This window comes from Listeria cossartiae subsp. cossartiae (assembly GCF_014224155.1).
GTDB lineage: Bacteria > Bacillota > Bacilli > Lactobacillales > Listeriaceae > Listeria > Listeria cossartiae.
Genome location: NZ_JAASUI010000001.1, coordinates 132,960 through 148,638, shown reverse-complemented (window position 1 = coordinate 148,638; position 15,679 = coordinate 132,960). Strand labels below are relative to the sequence as shown.

Genomic DNA, 15,679 nt, shown 5'->3' with positions numbered 1-15,679 from the left:
TTTATTATAAAGAAAAATTGGGGCGATGCAAGGCGTGGCTATTGGGGATGGCAAACAAAAAACAAGTCCTGTGCTGGACTTGTTTTTTGTTTCGTTTAATATAATCGGGCATTTTTCAGATTTGCTTGTTTTGATTCGTATGCTTGCTTGATGCTTGCTTTGTTTGAAACTTCGGAAACTCCCACATTCCACCAGTTAAGATAGCCTTCTGACATGGTTTTCGGTAATACTTTCATTTCGATTAAAGTTGTTTTGGTTTGGGTTTTTGCGTCTTCCAGTGCGTTGATTAAATCTTCTTTGGTGTTGGCTCTATAGACTTTTGCGCCGTACCCTTCTGCAATTTTGGCGTAATCGACTTGCATGATCTGGTTGTCGCTATCGCGGAATTCGCAGAAGAAACTGTCGCTGCCGTTTGCCATTTGGAGGTTGTTGATGCAGCCGAATCCGGAATTATCGAAGAGCATGATGTTGATTTTTTTGCCGTATTGTAGGGATGTTAATAGTTCTGAATGTGACATGCAGAAACTGCCATCGCCAACGATGGAATAGACTTCTTGGTTGTTTGCTGCGGCCATTTTTGCACCGAGGGCTCCGTTTATTTCGTAGCCCATGCAGGAATAGCCGTATTCTAGGTGGTAGGTGTTTGGCACGGCTGGATTCCAGAGTCGTTGCAAGTCGCCCGGAAGTGAACCGGCCGAACAAACGACGATGCTATCCGGTGCCACGGTGTCATTAATCGTGATGAGCGCTTCGGTTTGCGTGAATTCGGTTTGCAAGCTGTCTGCGTATTCGTTCAAGGTCGCTTGGTCGAATTGGTCTTTGATTTCTGGTGTGAAAGCTTCCCGGTTGAATTTCGTGTTTTGCAGTCGCGTTCTTTCTTCGAGCCATTCTGCTTTGTACGCGGCAATTTTGTCGCCAAATTGGGTTTGATAGCCTTTTAAAAGTGGCGCGAGTTCGGCAAGGGTAGCTTTGGCGTCGCCGACAACTTGGAAAGCGTCTAGTTTGTATGTTTGCATACGGCTGACGTTGATATTGATAAATTTGGTTGTTGGATCAAATGCGGTTTTGGAACTGGTTGTGAAATCGGTGTAGCGTGTGCCAATTCCGATGACTAAATCGGCGTCTCGGATAGCTTTATTGGCGGCTAGCGTGCCGAGGATTCCAGTGCCACCTAGGTTGTTTTTGAAACCAAACTCGACGGTTGATTTTCCGGCGTGCGTTTCGACGAGCGGAATGTTGGTTTGCTCGGAAAGAGCGATTAATTCTTCGCGCGCATCTGAATAGCGGGCGCCACCACCGACGATGATAACTGGGGTTTTGCTAGCTTGGATGAGTCGCGCCGCTTCGGTCAGCTCACGTTTGGTCGGGATTTGCCGATTGAGATAGTGAATTCGTTTTTGGAAAAATTCGACTGGATAATCGAACGCTTCTCCTTCTGTGTCTTGCGCGATGCAAATTGTGGCTGGGCCTGCGCTCGCTGGGTTGGTCATTACTTCAAAAGCGCGAATCAGGGCGCTCATGAGTTGTTCTGGTCGCTGCACGCGGTCGAAATATCTGGAGACTGCTTGGAAGCCATCATTGGTTGTAATCGCCGCGCTCGACTCATGCTCTAGTTGTTGCAAAACTGGGTCGGGCTGTCTGGTTGCGAATGTATCGGCTGGCAAGAATAACACGGGTAAATTATTCGCAAGTGCGGTGCCAGCTGCTGTGATTAGGTTGGCGGAACCTGGTCCTGCTGATGCGGAACACGCGTAAATGCGCTTGCGATTTTTTTGTTTTGCGTAGGCAATTGCCGCGTGCGCCATGCCTTGCTCATTTTTCCCTTGATACACTTTTAAATGACCGGAATTTTCTTCCAAGGCTTGACCAATTCCAACCACATTTCCATGGCCAAACACCGTGAAAATCCCGTCCACAAACGGCGCCATTTCCCCGTCCACTTCAATATACTGCTGATTTAAAAACTTCACCAGAGCTTGCGCGGTAGTTAGTCGAATCGTTTTTTCAGTCACCATAATCCCCTCCTACTCAGCTTGCGCGATGAGCGCTTTAATTTCGTCGACAGTTGGCATCGCATCCGAGGAACTATGCTTGCTAACCACAATCGAAGCCGCCGCACTTCCGTATTTAAGCGCTGTTTCGATACTTTCATCGCTAAACAAACCGTATAAAAATGCCGATGCATAGGAATCCCCTGCGCCAAATGTTTTAAGTACTTTTGTTTTATATGCTTGTGCTTGGAATGTTTCGCCCGCTTTTGTATAGGCGAACGAGCCCTCCACGCCATGCTTAATCACGACAATTTTTGCTTGATGTTGGAAAAGATGCGCTTTTGTCGCTTCATTTTTACCGCCGACTTGGTTTTCCATCATATCGAATTCGTCGCGCGTTCCAATAATCACATCCGCTTGTTCCGCGACAAGTGAATAATAAACAGCTGTTTCTTCGGTGTTTTTCCACGTATAAGGACGATAATCCAACTCAAAAGCAACGACCACATCATTTTTCTGAGCTAAACTAACTGCTTTTAAAACTGCTTCCCGCGACGGACTTTGCGCCAAGGCTGTACCAGAAACGAGCAGCACGCGCGCTTCTTTGATATAGTCTTCTGAAATCTCTTCCGGTGTTAAGTATAAATCAGCCACATTTTCGCGGTACATCAAGATACTACATTCATCCGGACTTTTAATTTCCGTGAATGCCAAGCCAACTTTGCGGCCTTCTGTATCTTTCACCATTCCATCCGTATTTATCGCTAAATCACGCATATATTTTTCAATAAAACGACCATGTTGATCATCTGAAATTTTACCGATAAAACCGACTTTTAAGCCCAGTTTAGCAGTTCCAATCGCAATATTCGCCGGCGATCCACCTACATATTTCGAAAATGTCATCGTTTCTTCCATTGGACGATTGTATTCGACCGCGTTCAAATCAATGCACGCGCGCCCTACTGTGATTAAATCAAATTTTCGTTCGCTATGTTTTTTTAGATTCATGCTCAAGTCCTCCTCTTAGTCTCGCTCTAAAATCCATTCGTGATCTGGATCGTTGTGGAACTTCCAAACCCGCTTCGGCCCTGCCATTACGTTCAAATAGTACGAATCATATCCGTCCGGAACTCCAACAGGATGATAGCCTTCTGGAACGATAACCGCATTTTGGTGCTCCACAGCCATCGTTTCATCAATCGCACGGTCATCCGTATAGACGCGCTGAAAAATAAAACCTTGCTCAGGATTAATTTCATGATAATAACTTTCTTCCAAAAGTGACTCTGCTGGCAAATTATCGCGGTCATGTTTATGAGGCGGATAGCTAGAAAAATTCCCGCTATCCGTATACACTTCCACCACCAACAAACTACTCGCAACCTCACTTACATCTGGCAAAATGTTATGTACCAGTCGTTTATTTTGATATTTGCCGCGCTGCTCAATCGAATTATCACTAGCTTTAATCAGTGTTGTCGGTAAATCTCGATCAGCCGGTGAATAGCAAAGCGCCACACGAGCTTTTTCAGCGTCTGCCTTCACTTGAAACGCCCGCCCACCAGAAATAAACACGCTATCTGTCGGAATTTTTTCAAAGACATTCGCTCTTGTCCCAATCTCCGCAAAAATATCGTCACCCTCACTCACTGTAATTTTCCCAGTAAGCCCAACAATACAACACTCTAAATCAGTAAGCTCCTCCTGATAAATAGCACCTTTTTCCATTTCAATTAAGCGAAAACCAACATAACTTAGCGGAGAATTAGCTTGGTTAATATCCTGCACAAGTGTAACGCCAGGCGCTATTCTTTCATTTAACGGTTTTCGTAACAGTTTGCCCATTTTTGCACCCTCCTATTCTTCGTAACCTTTTAATGAATATCTCGCAGTGACAACTTTTTTATGCGTGTAAAAATCTACGCTGTCTTTGCCGTTAGCATGAAGCGTTCCATAAAAGGACGATTTCCAACCAGAAAACGGGAAAAACGCCATCGGAGCAGGTACGCCCAAATTCACACCAAGCATTCCAGCATCGATTTTTTCTCTAAAGTAGCGAATTGCTTTGGCATTATTGGTGAAAATACAAGCACCATTCGCAAATTCAGATTGGTTCGCAACCTGAACTGCTTCTTGGAGATTTTTCACACGAATCACAGATAAAACTGGTGCGAAAATCTCGTCTTTCCAAATTGTCATATCCGTCGTAACGTCTTCCAAAATTGTCGGTCCAACAAAATGACCTTCAGAAAGTCCAGTTTCGCGGCCATCTACTGTTAATTTCGCTCCTTCTTCCACGCCTTTTTCAATATAAGCAATCGTGCGCTTTTGATTTTCTTCACGGATTACTGGACCAAGGAAAACGCCATCGTCTAGCCCGTTGCCAATTTTCACATTCTTCGCCGCTGTCCGAAGTGCCACTAGAAACTCGTCCGCAATTCCTTCTTCGACCGTCACAACCGCGCACGCCATACAACGTTCACCCGCTGATCCAAATGCCGCTGAAATAACATTCGTCACGGTATCTTCTAAATCCGCATCATTAAGCACAATTGTATGGTTTTTCGCGCCCGTCAACGCTTGCACTCGTTTCAAATTCGCGCTCCCAGTTTTGTAGACATATTCACCAACTGGCTTAGAACCAACAAAAGAAACCGCTTTAATTATTTCGTTCTCTAAAATACCGTTAACCACATCATGCGCACCGTACACCACATTGAACACACCTTTTGGAAGACCAGCTTCGGAAAATAACTCCACCAATTTCTCCATCAAAAGTGGCGTTCTTTCAGATGGCTTCAAAATAAACGAGTTACCAAGCGCGATGGCCATCGGGAACATCCAACAAGGAACCATCATCGGAAAGTTAAATGGCGCAATTCCACCAACAACTCCGACCGGATAGCGATAATTAGCCGCTTCCACATCCGTTGCAATCGAAGCAAGCGAATCACCCATCATCAGCGTTGGTGCTCCCGCGGCGAACTCAACATTCTCAATCCCACGTTGCACTTCACCGCGTGCTTCGGATAAATTTTTACCATTTTCAAGTGTAATTAATCTTGCTAGTTCTTCTTTATGTTGAATGAGTAACTGTTGGAATCCGAATAATACTCGCGCACGTCTTGGTACAGCAACTTGGCTCCATTTTTCAAAAGCTTGTTCTGCAATGACAGCAGCCTGATCTAATTCTGCACGTGTCGATATCGGCACTTGGCACAGCACTTCACCCGTCGCTGGATTGATGACGTCTTCGTATTTATCCGTCTTACTCTCGACCCACTCACCGTTAATATAATTCTTTAATTTCCGTACATCTGCCATAAATAATCCCTCCACTTAAAATTACTCATAAGTTAACCATCAATCGATTTATACCCCCATATTAAGCCAATAAAATTGAAGAGTCAATTTAATTTTTGTCACTAACTTCACCATAAAAAATCACAGTTGATAACCTTTTGAGCATGTGTTATAAATAGTGTAATTGAAATAATTTTGCCAAAGGATGAATTTAAAATGAAAGTACAACGCATTCAAGCGATAGAGAATTTAATTCACGAAAAAGGCAGTGTTAGCCTCGATGATTTATGCAAACAATTCAACGTTTCCAAAAACACCGTTCGCCGAGATATTGCCAAACTTCTCCAAAAAAACACCATCCGGAAAGTCTATGGTGGTGTCGTTTCTGTTTATAATAATCCCGAAGAAATCCGGCCGTTCGAAAATCGCGATACGGAAAATCACACAGAAAAACAGCTCATCGGAAAAGCGGCGGCTGATTTTATTGAAGAAAATGATTTGATTTTTATTGATTCCGGCACAACAACTAGCTGTCTCGCTGCGGCTCTGCCAACGGATAAGGAGATTACTATTATTACGAACAGCCTAGACGTGATTAATTTTGCGAGTGAAATGGATAATGTGAAATTGATTGTGATTGGTTCGACTTTTAAACCGAGTACTAAATCCTTTGTTGGCGTGGAGAATTGGGGATTTTTTGCGAAATACAATATTACGAAAGCTTTCATGGCCGCAACTGCGCTCTCGACTACGCACGGGGTGATGAATTCGGATATTTTGGAGTATGAGATTAAGCGCCATATGATGGAAAAAGCGACGGCGAAATTTTTGCTGGTGGATCATACGAAAGTGGATAAGTCGGCTTTGCTTACGTACGGGGAGTTGGCGGAATTTGATTGGTTGGTTACGTCGAAGGAAATGGCTGGTGGGTGTTTGGGGTATTGTGAGGATGTTGGGGTTTTGGTGAGGTTGGTTTAGTTAAAAGACCCTTTCCTATGAAAGGGTCTTTTGTGATTTATAGCTATTTTTCTCCGTACCATTCTTTCTCCGTAAAATTAGTTGTCTCCCGAAATTCTTCTGCATATTTTTCTATCAATCTTGCTTTTACATATTGAGGTGGCGAAAATAACAAAGTCGGCAATAAAGTAAAGCCAATAAGCAAAGCTAACAAACCAACTCCCCATACAGCATATTCTAAAAAGCTCGAATTCCCCACTGCGGCATCCATGTTCATGAGCCACCATTTATTTCCACGATAAAATAAAACAGCAACTACAACAAGAACCAGAAAAGCTCCTAAAATTTTAGTAATTGTATTTGAGAATACCCTTTTTCCAGATTTAGCTGTCGTTTCAAATATCTCTTTCACATATGTATTCACTCGAGCCCGAATTAATAAAATAGAACCTCCGTAGCCCAAAATAATATAAACTAATGGAATCAAGTGATATCTATCTGCCTCTACTCGTAAAAAAACAATCATAAAAAAGATTGCAGCAGTTTGCCATACTAAATATAATACCAAGTTATAGTTTGTTACCTTGAAAATCGGTTTTAAAGCAACGTATTTAATTAACAAACCACCTAAAAGAATACAAGCTACTGTCGGGTATATTGGATAGTAATTAATTGCTGGTAAACATAGTAATAAGGCAAATAAAATACTTCCTGCTATCTTACCTATGTAGCCAGATGTATGTTTCTTTTTTGTATTAAGTTGTTCGATTTCTTTGGGACTGATTACATGTCGCGCTTCTTCATAACTCACATTTTTCATCATCTCTACCACCTTGGGAGGCCATTGTTAAAATCAGTTACATTTACACGGCCGCTTTGTTTTCCAAACCAATCTTCCTTTATCTTACCAACATTTCCTTCATTAAGATTTCTTTCTCTTTGATCATATAATTCATACTGTTCAGCCAACCATTTTTCTGCATCTGCATCTGTACCAAATCCCATTATTCCATCCCAACCTATTTTCCCATTATCACCTAACCATTTAAATGGAGTTTGAATCTCCATCCCCTGAATTGCAGTATTCACTGTTCCAAATAGTGCACCTGGTACCCCTCCATATTGAGCTCCTTCAAGCGGTCCAGCTTTTAATATAAACAAATTAAAACCCCCATACACTGCCTTACTCGCATCTCCATAAGCTGGGCTCTTAGGATCTATATATTCATCATACGAATAGGCAACTATACTAAGCCCATCTCCAGCGTAACCAATACCCTCAGCCGCCACTTTATGATTTTTAATAAAATCAGAAACTGGTCCCAATTTCTTAAATAAATCAAATCCTACTTTAGATCCAGCTATTACTTTTGCTCCCTCGCTGGTCTTAGATAAAATTTTCATTGTATAACCCATTGGAGCGAGGACATTCCACCCTTTTTCGTTTAGTTTAATTAAACCACTATAGACAATTGCTTGGGTGGCGATGGATGTTTTACTGATATATGTTGCGAATTTAGGACTATTTAATACTTTTGTAGAGACATCTTTTGGAAGCTTATTCCAACTTTCTTGTGCAATAAAGATTCCAAGCGCTGCATTTTGAAGTCCTTCCGGGAACTTATCTAAAGCTCCGATTACATAACCGAATAACCGATCATTATTTTTGATTTTTTCAATAGCCACTGCTGGATTTTTCTCAAATAACTCGTTTAACCCCTTAATTGCTGCATTCTTTTCCTTCTCTATCATTTCATTTTGTTGTTTTTCACTTTTCAATTCAGTAAACCAGCTTTTATCTACTCCAGCAGGAAGTTGATAACTCCCATCGCTATTTACAGCTGTATTATTTAAAATTAAAACACCTTGCATCGCTAATTTCATTTCATCAAGGCTGCTAGTAAATAATTTTTTTGTTTGTCCATCAAATTCATATAACTTCTCTAGTTTCTTCTGAAGTTCTTCAATATCCTGCTGAAGAACTTCAGATATCTGGTCTAACTCTCTTTTACGATTTTGTGCAGTATCAAATAATGCTGTAGCTACACTTGTCCTCATCATTATATTCATTATGGTAGCAGTTCTTTCTGCTGATGCCTTCATATCTTTTTTAGCCTCAATTTGTTGCTTTAAATTATCCTCATCAAGGTAGCCTTCACTTGAAACTATTGAGTTGGATAACTGGTATCTGTGTAATTCTTGTTCAATTGTATCACAAGCTGATGTTACTTTTTCAATTGTAGGTAACACAAGATTAGCAAATAAATCCTTCCCAGCTGTATAAGCCGCTCCCGATAATATCCGTCCATCCACAGCCTTAATAATTTTCTTACTTCCCGCTTTTAGTTGTGTGATTACATCTTTTCCACTGGCTAAATTTTTAGAGAGTGCTTCAATCAGCCGCTCCGAATCGCCACTTGAATAAATCAGTCCCAAGGAATCTCGCTCCTTTTTTTGTATAATTCTTCTCGTTCATCATCCATTTCGTGTATCTCTTTTTGAAAAACATAATTAAATTCTTCCTGAGCATCCTGCACTTGACGTCGAAGCCTACTCTCCAAATTATCATCCCATTGTTGAGCTCGAAAATACTTCACCTTGTCCAGATCATTATTATTCTCATTCAAGCACCTTAATTGCTGAAAACCTCTTTGAAAATCTTCATCTAATTGATAAAGCGACTTTTCAATTTCCTTTTGGTCTTCTAGCAACCGATCTATCTGATTCTCTTTTTGAATAATTAATTGATTATAAACTGCTCGCTCTTGATCATTTGTTTTCTCATTCAATTTTCTCATCCCTTAAAATTTGATTTGATTGTCCTTTAGCGCCATCATTTCAGCAATTTTCGGGAATTTTTCACTTTGTGCCTGTACACACTCAACTAAATCAACTAAATTAGGCAACAATTGATTATTGACTTCTTCTCCAGACTTCATACTCGAAACATTGCTTTTTTCTATAGAAACTTCTTCACCTTTGCCCACAGAAACTGATTTCACACCAGATACAGCTGCAAAAGTTGAACTTGTATTGGAGGCTATTTTCTCCATTGTAATCCTTCCTCCTTCTCTCTTTATTTAATAAAAAAGGATTCTATTATTCGAAAAACACCTTTAATTTAGAAACTTTGTATTAAATTTACTATTTATTATATTATAGCATTCACAGCCCCTTAATTTTGTGAGCAAATTGTGAATATCGTCGCAAAAAATAGTCAACTGTTGCTATTTTTAGTGTATTTTTTGCTTTGCTTTTATTTACAAGCACAAAAAAAGACCCCTCTCCACCGAAAGGGGTCTCTCAATTTATTTACTTACTAACAACCGGAATATAAAGCGTAAACTCAGCTTCTCTAAGATCCTCCAAATTAAACGATCCCGCAATACCGACCGTATCGCTTTGGCTCACTTCGCCGTATGCTGCGCCGATGAAGCCGTCTAGAGCTGGGCGGTCTGTTTCGCTTGTTACGAATTTTGCGTATTTGCCTTCTGGAATGTCGAAAGTAGTGTCGCCGTTTTCACCATTCGCACTAGCTACGATGTAATATTGTAAGCCGTCAAGACTTGCGTTAATGCCAACGTAGTCTTTTTCGTTTTTTGCAAATTTTGTGTAGGCTGCTTCTTTAATTTCGCTCATTGGGCCAAAGCCTTTTTGTGGATCAAATTCAGGGATTTCTACTTTATTTCCAGTAAATGTTTCTTTTTTTAATTCAACGATTTCAAATGCCATAATATTTCCCTCCAAAAAGTTACTTAACTTTGATATGATGTAACTATAACACGCGAATGATGACAACTGTCTGTCATCATTCCAAAACAAAGGAGAAAAAAATGAAAATCGAGCGACTCATCGGAATTATTATGCTGCTCCTCCAACGCGAACTAGTCAGTGCTTCTGAAATGGCTACAATGTTTGAGGTTTCCAAGCGTACTATTTTCCGCGACATTGATACACTCGCGATGGCGAATATCCCGATTTACACGATTGCTGGAACGAAGGGTGGTATCGGTATTATGCCCACTTACAAAGTCGATAAAAAGCTTTTGACAGCAGATGATTTAACCGCGATTATCGCAAGTTTGGACGGGATGGAGCAGTTACTTTCTTCCGCCGAAACCAAGAAAACGCTGCAAAAAATGAAAAATATGCTCGACCATTCAAGCGAACCTCCTAAAAGTTCCATTTCGCTCGATTTCTCCAATTTATCCATGAAAAACGAATTAAACGCTAAAGTCGAAAGTTTGTATTTAGCGATTAAAAAACATCAACTCGTGGAACTCAGCTATATTGATCGAACGGGCAACCAAACCATTCGTAAAACGGAGCCTTATCACCTCCTGTTTAGGAATCGTTCTTGGTATTTGCAAGGTTACAGCTTAGAGCGTAGCGATTTTCGGACGTTTAAAATGTCGCGGATTGTCGAACTGAAAACGCTAGAAGAAACTTTTGAAGTACGTCCTTTTACTGTAAAACCATTTGGCGCACCGCCCGACAGACCAATGTTTTTGATGCATGAAGTTAGTTTGATTGTCGACAAAATTGCCCGCGAGCAAATCATCGAACGCTTTGACCTAGTCGAAATTTCGCAGCAAGATGACGCGCATTTTCTGGCAAAAGTGACGCTTCCTGACCATGAGGCTGGGTACCGCTTTTTGCTCCAACTTGGAACGCATGTAACCATTCAAAACCGTGATGACTTTTACGATAATTTTGTTGCGTACTTAAAGGAAATCCAAGCAAAATATATCTAAAAATGGCTCTGCTAATTGTTTAGCAGAGCCATTTGATGTTAATCTTTATATTTATAATCCAAATCTTGATACGCTGTTTGGTATGCGCCACCGTCAGCTACTTCTGAATGATAAAGTGCTTTTAAAGCGAAAGTTTTTTCTAAGTCCATTTCTTTCATTAGCTTTTGAAGGCGTTCTTGCAAGTCTACGCTATCTTTTACAAGCTCTTTCATTTGTGATTTTACATATTTCATAATAATTCCGCTCCTTTTCACACATTATAACACTTTCTTGGCCGATAAAAAAGGAGTGCGACTATAAGCCACACTCCCTTACTTTTTTAACCGATTAATTCGATTGCTCTTTCAAGCACTGCTGCTCCGTTTACACGGCCGTAGTCTAGCATATTAATTACTTCGACAGGAATTTTTCCGCCCACTACTTTTTCTGTGTTGCCTTTTAAATAACCAACTTGTGGTCCAAGCAAAATGACGTCTGCCTTTTCCCAGTTTTCGTGTAATTCAGCGTCAGATACAGCCCAGATATTTGCTTCAACACCTTGTTCCGCGCCTGCTGCTTTCATTTTTTCTACTAAGAAACTTGTGGACATACCAGCGTTACATACTAATAAAATATTTTTCATTGGTTAAACATCCTTCCTTATTTTGCGTCTGATTTTTGAGCTGTAGCAAAAGCAACTTTTTCATCCATGCGTAGGAATGGCAGATAGATAAAGACAGTCACAACAATGATAATTACTTGTAAAACGGACGCGCGCCAGTCTCCACCAGTTGCTAAGAAACCTGAAATAATCGGCGGTGTTGTCCACGGGGTTTGTACGACTACGTGATTAATCCAACCTGCTGCTGTCGCATAATACGCTGTTGTTAAGGAGAAGATCGGCGCTAATACGAACGGGATAATAAGTAACGGGTTGAACACAATCGGTAGACCAAAGATAATTGGCTCGCTAATGTTAAATAGTGATGGTGCCGCAGATAGTTTCGAGATATCTTTGTAATCTTTTCGTTTCCCAAAGATGAAAATGGCAATTAATAGGCCAATCGTGTTTCCGGAGCCACCCATAACCGCAAATGTATCTTTGAAAGCCATGTTAATAATGTGTGGAATTTCTTGATGATTCGCGTAGGCAACCATATTTTCTTGCATATTTTGCAGTAAAAATGGATCTAGTAACGGACCAGAAATAACTGCTTGGTGAATCCCTAAACCGAAGAACAAGTTAGCGATGGAAGTAATCAGCAAGAATCCTGGAAGACTTGTCGTCACGTAGCTAAGTGGTTTCGTAATAATCGTTGTCACAAGTGTATTAAAGTCCATGCTGAAAATTTGATTAACGGCAAATGACATAACCGAGAAAATAATAACCGTAATCATAATCGGAATTAACACGTTAAATGATTTAATAACAGCCGGTGGAATATTTCCTGTTAAATTGATTTGCATGCGTTTGTTTTTCGATAATTTAATGAATAAATCGGTTGCGATTAAACCAACGATAATACCGACGAACATACCTGACGCACCAGTATAACTAACTGGAATAACGTTCGGTACTTCGATTGATTTTGATGCGCCTTCTGGAAGGAACGTCATCGCAATCGGTGTTACGACAATAAATGAAGATAAAGCAACAAGAATTGGAGCAATGACGTTTTTATAGCCGCGGTTCAAACATAAATGATACGAAATCGCTACAGTGACTAAAAGCGTAATAACACTCAACGTACCATTTCCGATTGAAATACCAATCTCTTGCCATGTTTTAAGTGTATCTGGGTTAACAATTTTGCCCATAAAGCCAGTCGGTTCTAAAATAACATAGTTAATCAGCGTGACAAAACCAGCTAAAATCATGAACGGCATAATACTCGCAAAAGCATCACGCAATGAACGCAAATGAATCTGACCACCAAGACGTTGCGCTACATTAATAAATCCATTAACAATCGACTTCTTTTTCGTTTCAGCCATTAGTTGTTTCCTCCCTTTTCGTCCCAACTAGTTTGCTTGTTTCATATTCAAAACCGTTCATGTCGCTCATTTTTTTATAAAATTCGCCACTTTTCTTCATGGTGCGTTTGCCAGTTTCAACATCAAGTGAAACGAGCCCGTAACGGTTTTTATATGCATTAATCCAAGACCAACAATCAATAAACGTCCATAAGTGGTACCCTTTAATATCACAACCTTCTGCAATCGCTTGATGTACATATGCCAAATGATCTTTAACAAATTGGATACGGTAATCATCTTGAATTTGCCCTTCTTCATTTAAGAAACGTTCTTCATTTGCCACTCCCATACCATTTTCAGAAATAAATGATTCGATGTTACCATAATTATCACGAATATCAATACATAAATCATAAATCCCACGTTCATAAATTTCCCAACCGCGGTAAATATTCATTCGTTTACCTGGCATATTATGCGGTTCAAAAAACCAATCTGGTAAAAATGGACTTTTTTCATTAATTGCCGTTAAACGAGCTTTTACGCGTCTTGGTTCATAGTAATTTAGGCCAAGAATTTGCGCCGTATTTTCTTTAATAATCGTCAAATCTTCTTCCGTATATTCCGGCATTTGATTATATTCACGCATAATTTCAACTAATTTTTCTGGGAAAGTCCCTTTAACCATCGGATCCAAGAAGCTTCTCGTATAGAAAGCATCACAGATTTCGGCTGCTTCTAAATCGTATTCGTTTTGGCTCCGTGGATACGTTGGGCTAAGGTTTAAAATCACGCCAATTTTCGACGATAAGTTTAATTTTTTGAATGCTTTAATAGCTAAAGCATGTGCCAAAATCGTGTTAAAACCAGCTTGCGCGCCTCGTTTGAAGTCAATTTGATTCGGATAATGGAAATCTTCTAAATAACCGCCAAGAATCGGGCCAAGTGGTTCGTTAAATGTAAACCAGTGATAAACTAAATCGCCGAATTCTTTAAAACAAGTATCTGCAAAATGAACATAGGCATCCACAACTTCTCTTGATTCCCAGCCACCAGCGTCTTGAAGTGCAACAGGCATATCGAAATGATATAAGTTCGCGAATGGTTTGATACCGTTTTCATTCATTTCAGTAAGTAAATCACGATAAAACGCAATCGCTTTCTGGTTCACTTCGCCAACACCATCATTTGGAAACATTCGCGCCCATGAAATCGAAATCCGGAACGAATTTTGTCCTGTTTTCTTCATCCACTGTACGTCTTCTTTATACCGATTAAAATGATCTGTTGTAATTTCTGAACCTACGCCTTCGTAAAAGCGATTCGGTTCGGTTTCAAACCAATGCTCCCAAACAGTTTTTGCCTTACCAGTGTCGCCGCGACCTTCTGCTTGTTCAGCAGACCACGCAGAGCCCCACCAAAAATCTTTTGGAAACGTTAATAATTCTTTCATTTTTTATGGCCTCCCTTTTGTCAAAATAAATATAGCATACATTTATTTAAAAAACAATACTTTTATAAAAAGATATATACTTTTGGTTATAGGGATACCTTTTTGTAAAAGTATATGTTATACTATGCTTATTACATCAGTAAAGGGGCCAATAAAATGTCGGGAATGGCTAAATACATGGAAATATACATAGATATCCGTGATAAAATCAATCAAAATAAATACGAAATTAACGAGAAATTGCCTGATGGGGATAGTCTGGCACGCGTTTATGATTGCAGCAAACTTACTGTCAAAAAAGCGCTGGATATGCTTGTACAAGAAGGTATGGTTATTAGACGACGTGGCGCTGGTACTTTCGTGAAATCTCATTCTACTAACGGCGGAGAATTCGCACTAGGCCCAATGTCCGGACTCGTAAATACATTTGGAAAAGACAACATTAAATCGAAAGTCATTTTATTTTCCATTGAAAAACCATCGAAAGAAGTTGCAGAAAAACTAGAAATGCAGGACGATTATATTTACCGAATTATTCGGATGAGAGAAGTTGGCCATAAAGCCTATTCCATCGAACATACTTATATGCCACTTGCAATTATTCCGGGTTTAGAGCCTCGTCATTTAGAGGACTCGATTTATAATTACATTCGGGATGACTTGAAACTTAAGATGCAGAGTGCGCATGTTTGGGTGCGCGGAGATAAATCTAATCAAGAGGATAGCAAGCTCCTCGATTTAGAAGAACCTACTTTTATGATGGAAATTGAGAAATTGGCGCATTTGGAAGATGGTCGCGTATTTGAATATTCGATAACGCGCCATACGTATGAATCGTTTGTGTTTGAAACGGTTTTTGTGCAGAATTAATAAAAACAGCGACTCTCTAAAGTAGAGAATCGCTGTTTTTTATATTTTCTTAACAAATTCTGATTTTAATTTCATCGGACCAAAGCCATCAACTTTACAATCAATGTCATGATCGCCGTCAACTAGGCGGATGTTTTTTACTTTTGTTCCCATTTTGATTGGGTTGGATGCGCCTTTTACTTTTAAATCTTTGATGACTGTGACAGAATCGCCATCTGTTAGTACGTTGCCGTTTGCGTCTTTGAATACTTTTTCTTCGCTAGCTTCTTCTGTTGCTACCGCGCTCCACTCATGTCCGCATTCCGGGCAGATTAATAAGCCGCGATCCTCGTAAGCATATTCTGAGTTACATTCTGGGCAATTTGGTAATTTTGACATTTTATCAATTCCTC

At 40.1% G+C, this 15,679-nt stretch carries 17 protein-coding genes; 3 read left to right on the top strand and 14 right to left on the bottom strand.

The features are described 5' to 3' along the window. Window positions 1-95: 95 nt before the first annotated feature. Genes iolD through iolA form a run of 4 tightly spaced genes read right to left on the bottom strand, consistent with a single transcriptional unit; the run spans window position 96 to window position 5,318 of the window. Window positions 96-2,012, bottom strand: a complete 1,917-nt coding sequence (gene iolD / locus HCJ30_RS00690; RefSeq protein WP_185391553.1) for a 3D-(3,5/4)-trihydroxycyclohexane-1,2-dione acylhydrolase (decyclizing) — start codon at window positions 2,010-2,012, stop codon at window positions 96-98. Between the two features lie 12 nt (window positions 2,013-2,024). Continuing rightward, entirely contained in the window at window positions 2,025-3,002 is a 978-nt protein-coding gene (iolC, locus tag HCJ30_RS00685; RefSeq protein ID WP_185390568.1) for a 5-dehydro-2-deoxygluconokinase, read from the bottom strand. 15 nt (window positions 3,003-3,017) lie between these two features. Beyond that, a complete protein-coding gene (gene iolB / locus HCJ30_RS00680) occupies window positions 3,018-3,839 on the bottom strand; it encodes a 5-deoxy-glucuronate isomerase (protein WP_185390567.1) in 822 nt (273 codons plus the stop codon). A 12-nt stretch (window positions 3,840-3,851) separates the two neighbouring features. Then, window positions 3,852-5,318 carry a methylmalonate-semialdehyde dehydrogenase gene (gene iolA / locus HCJ30_RS00675; RefSeq protein ID WP_185390566.1) on the bottom strand — a complete coding sequence of 489 codons (1,467 nt, stop codon included), beginning with the start codon at window positions 5,316-5,318 and terminating at the stop codon, window positions 3,852-3,854. A 195-nt stretch (window positions 5,319-5,513) separates the two neighbouring features. On the opposite strand from iolA, the gene HCJ30_RS00670 reads away from it, so the two are divergent. After that, window positions 5,514-6,275 carry a DeoR/GlpR family DNA-binding transcription regulator gene (locus HCJ30_RS00670; RefSeq protein WP_185390565.1) on the top strand — a complete coding sequence of 254 codons (762 nt, stop codon included), beginning with the start codon at window positions 5,514-5,516 and terminating at the stop codon, window positions 6,273-6,275. A 43-nt stretch (window positions 6,276-6,318) separates the two neighbouring features. On the opposite strand, the gene HCJ30_RS00665 is transcribed toward HCJ30_RS00670, so the two are convergent. The 5 genes from HCJ30_RS00665 to HCJ30_RS00645 form a co-directional block, all read right to left on the bottom strand. Further along, entirely contained in the window at window positions 6,319-7,077 is a 759-nt protein-coding gene (locus HCJ30_RS00665) for a hypothetical protein (protein ID WP_185390564.1), read from the bottom strand. A 2-nt stretch (window positions 7,078-7,079) separates the two neighbouring features. Continuing rightward, entirely contained in the window at window positions 7,080-8,690 is a 1,611-nt protein-coding gene (locus tag HCJ30_RS00660) for a T7SS effector LXG polymorphic toxin (protein WP_185390563.1), read from the bottom strand. Next, complete coding sequence (locus tag HCJ30_RS00655; protein WP_233449050.1) at window positions 8,681-9,052, bottom strand: hypothetical protein; 372 nt, start codon at window positions 9,050-9,052, stop codon at window positions 8,681-8,683. The genes HCJ30_RS00660 and HCJ30_RS00655 overlap by 10 nt, the downstream gene beginning before the upstream one ends. A gap of 3 nt (window positions 9,053-9,055) precedes the next feature. Further along, the gene (locus HCJ30_RS00650; protein WP_185390562.1) at window positions 9,056-9,307 is read right to left on the bottom strand and encodes a hypothetical protein; all 252 of its coding nucleotides are present in this window, start codon (window positions 9,305-9,307) and stop codon (window positions 9,056-9,058) included. Window positions 9,308-9,566: 259 nt separating this feature from the next. After that, window positions 9,567-9,986: an effector binding domain-containing protein gene (locus HCJ30_RS00645; protein ID WP_061677150.1), complete on the bottom strand. Its 420-nt coding sequence runs from the start codon at window positions 9,984-9,986 to the stop codon at window positions 9,567-9,569. A gap of 101 nt (window positions 9,987-10,087) precedes the next feature. Between HCJ30_RS00645 and HCJ30_RS00640 the strand changes: the two genes are divergently transcribed. Further along, window positions 10,088-11,008, top strand: a complete 921-nt coding sequence (locus HCJ30_RS00640) for a helix-turn-helix transcriptional regulator (protein WP_185390561.1) — start codon at window positions 10,088-10,090, stop codon at window positions 11,006-11,008. A 38-nt stretch (window positions 11,009-11,046) separates the two neighbouring features. On the opposite strand, the gene HCJ30_RS00635 is transcribed toward HCJ30_RS00640, so the two are convergent. The 4 genes from HCJ30_RS00635 to HCJ30_RS00620 form a co-directional block, all read right to left on the bottom strand. Beyond that, window positions 11,047-11,241 carry a hypothetical protein gene (locus HCJ30_RS00635; RefSeq protein ID WP_003723087.1) on the bottom strand — a complete coding sequence of 65 codons (195 nt, stop codon included), beginning with the start codon at window positions 11,239-11,241 and terminating at the stop codon, window positions 11,047-11,049. Between the two features lie 86 nt (window positions 11,242-11,327). Continuing rightward, window positions 11,328-11,630, bottom strand: a complete 303-nt coding sequence (locus HCJ30_RS00630; protein WP_003723086.1) for a PTS sugar transporter subunit IIB — start codon at window positions 11,628-11,630, stop codon at window positions 11,328-11,330. A gap of 17 nt (window positions 11,631-11,647) precedes the next feature. After that, the gene (locus HCJ30_RS00625; protein WP_185390560.1) at window positions 11,648-12,982 is read right to left on the bottom strand and encodes a PTS sugar transporter subunit IIC; all 1,335 of its coding nucleotides are present in this window, start codon (window positions 12,980-12,982) and stop codon (window positions 11,648-11,650) included. Then, complete coding sequence (locus HCJ30_RS00620) at window positions 12,975-14,417, bottom strand: glycoside hydrolase family 1 protein (protein WP_185390559.1); 1,443 nt, start codon at window positions 14,415-14,417, stop codon at window positions 12,975-12,977. Before HCJ30_RS00620 ends, HCJ30_RS00625 begins: the two co-directional genes overlap by 8 nt. A 156-nt stretch (window positions 14,418-14,573) precedes the next feature. Between HCJ30_RS00620 and HCJ30_RS00615 the strand changes: the two genes are divergently transcribed. Beyond that, window positions 14,574-15,287, top strand: a complete 714-nt coding sequence (locus HCJ30_RS00615) for a GntR family transcriptional regulator (RefSeq protein WP_003723222.1) — start codon at window positions 14,574-14,576, stop codon at window positions 15,285-15,287. Window positions 15,288-15,326: 39 nt separating this feature from the next. Here the strand turns inward: HCJ30_RS00615 and HCJ30_RS00610 are convergent, their stop codons facing one another. Further along, on the bottom strand, window positions 15,327-15,665 hold the full coding sequence (locus tag HCJ30_RS00610; protein ID WP_008946764.1) for a zinc ribbon domain-containing protein YjdM: 339 nt from the start codon (window positions 15,663-15,665) through the stop codon (window positions 15,327-15,329). Window positions 15,666-15,679: the final 14 nt, after the last annotated feature.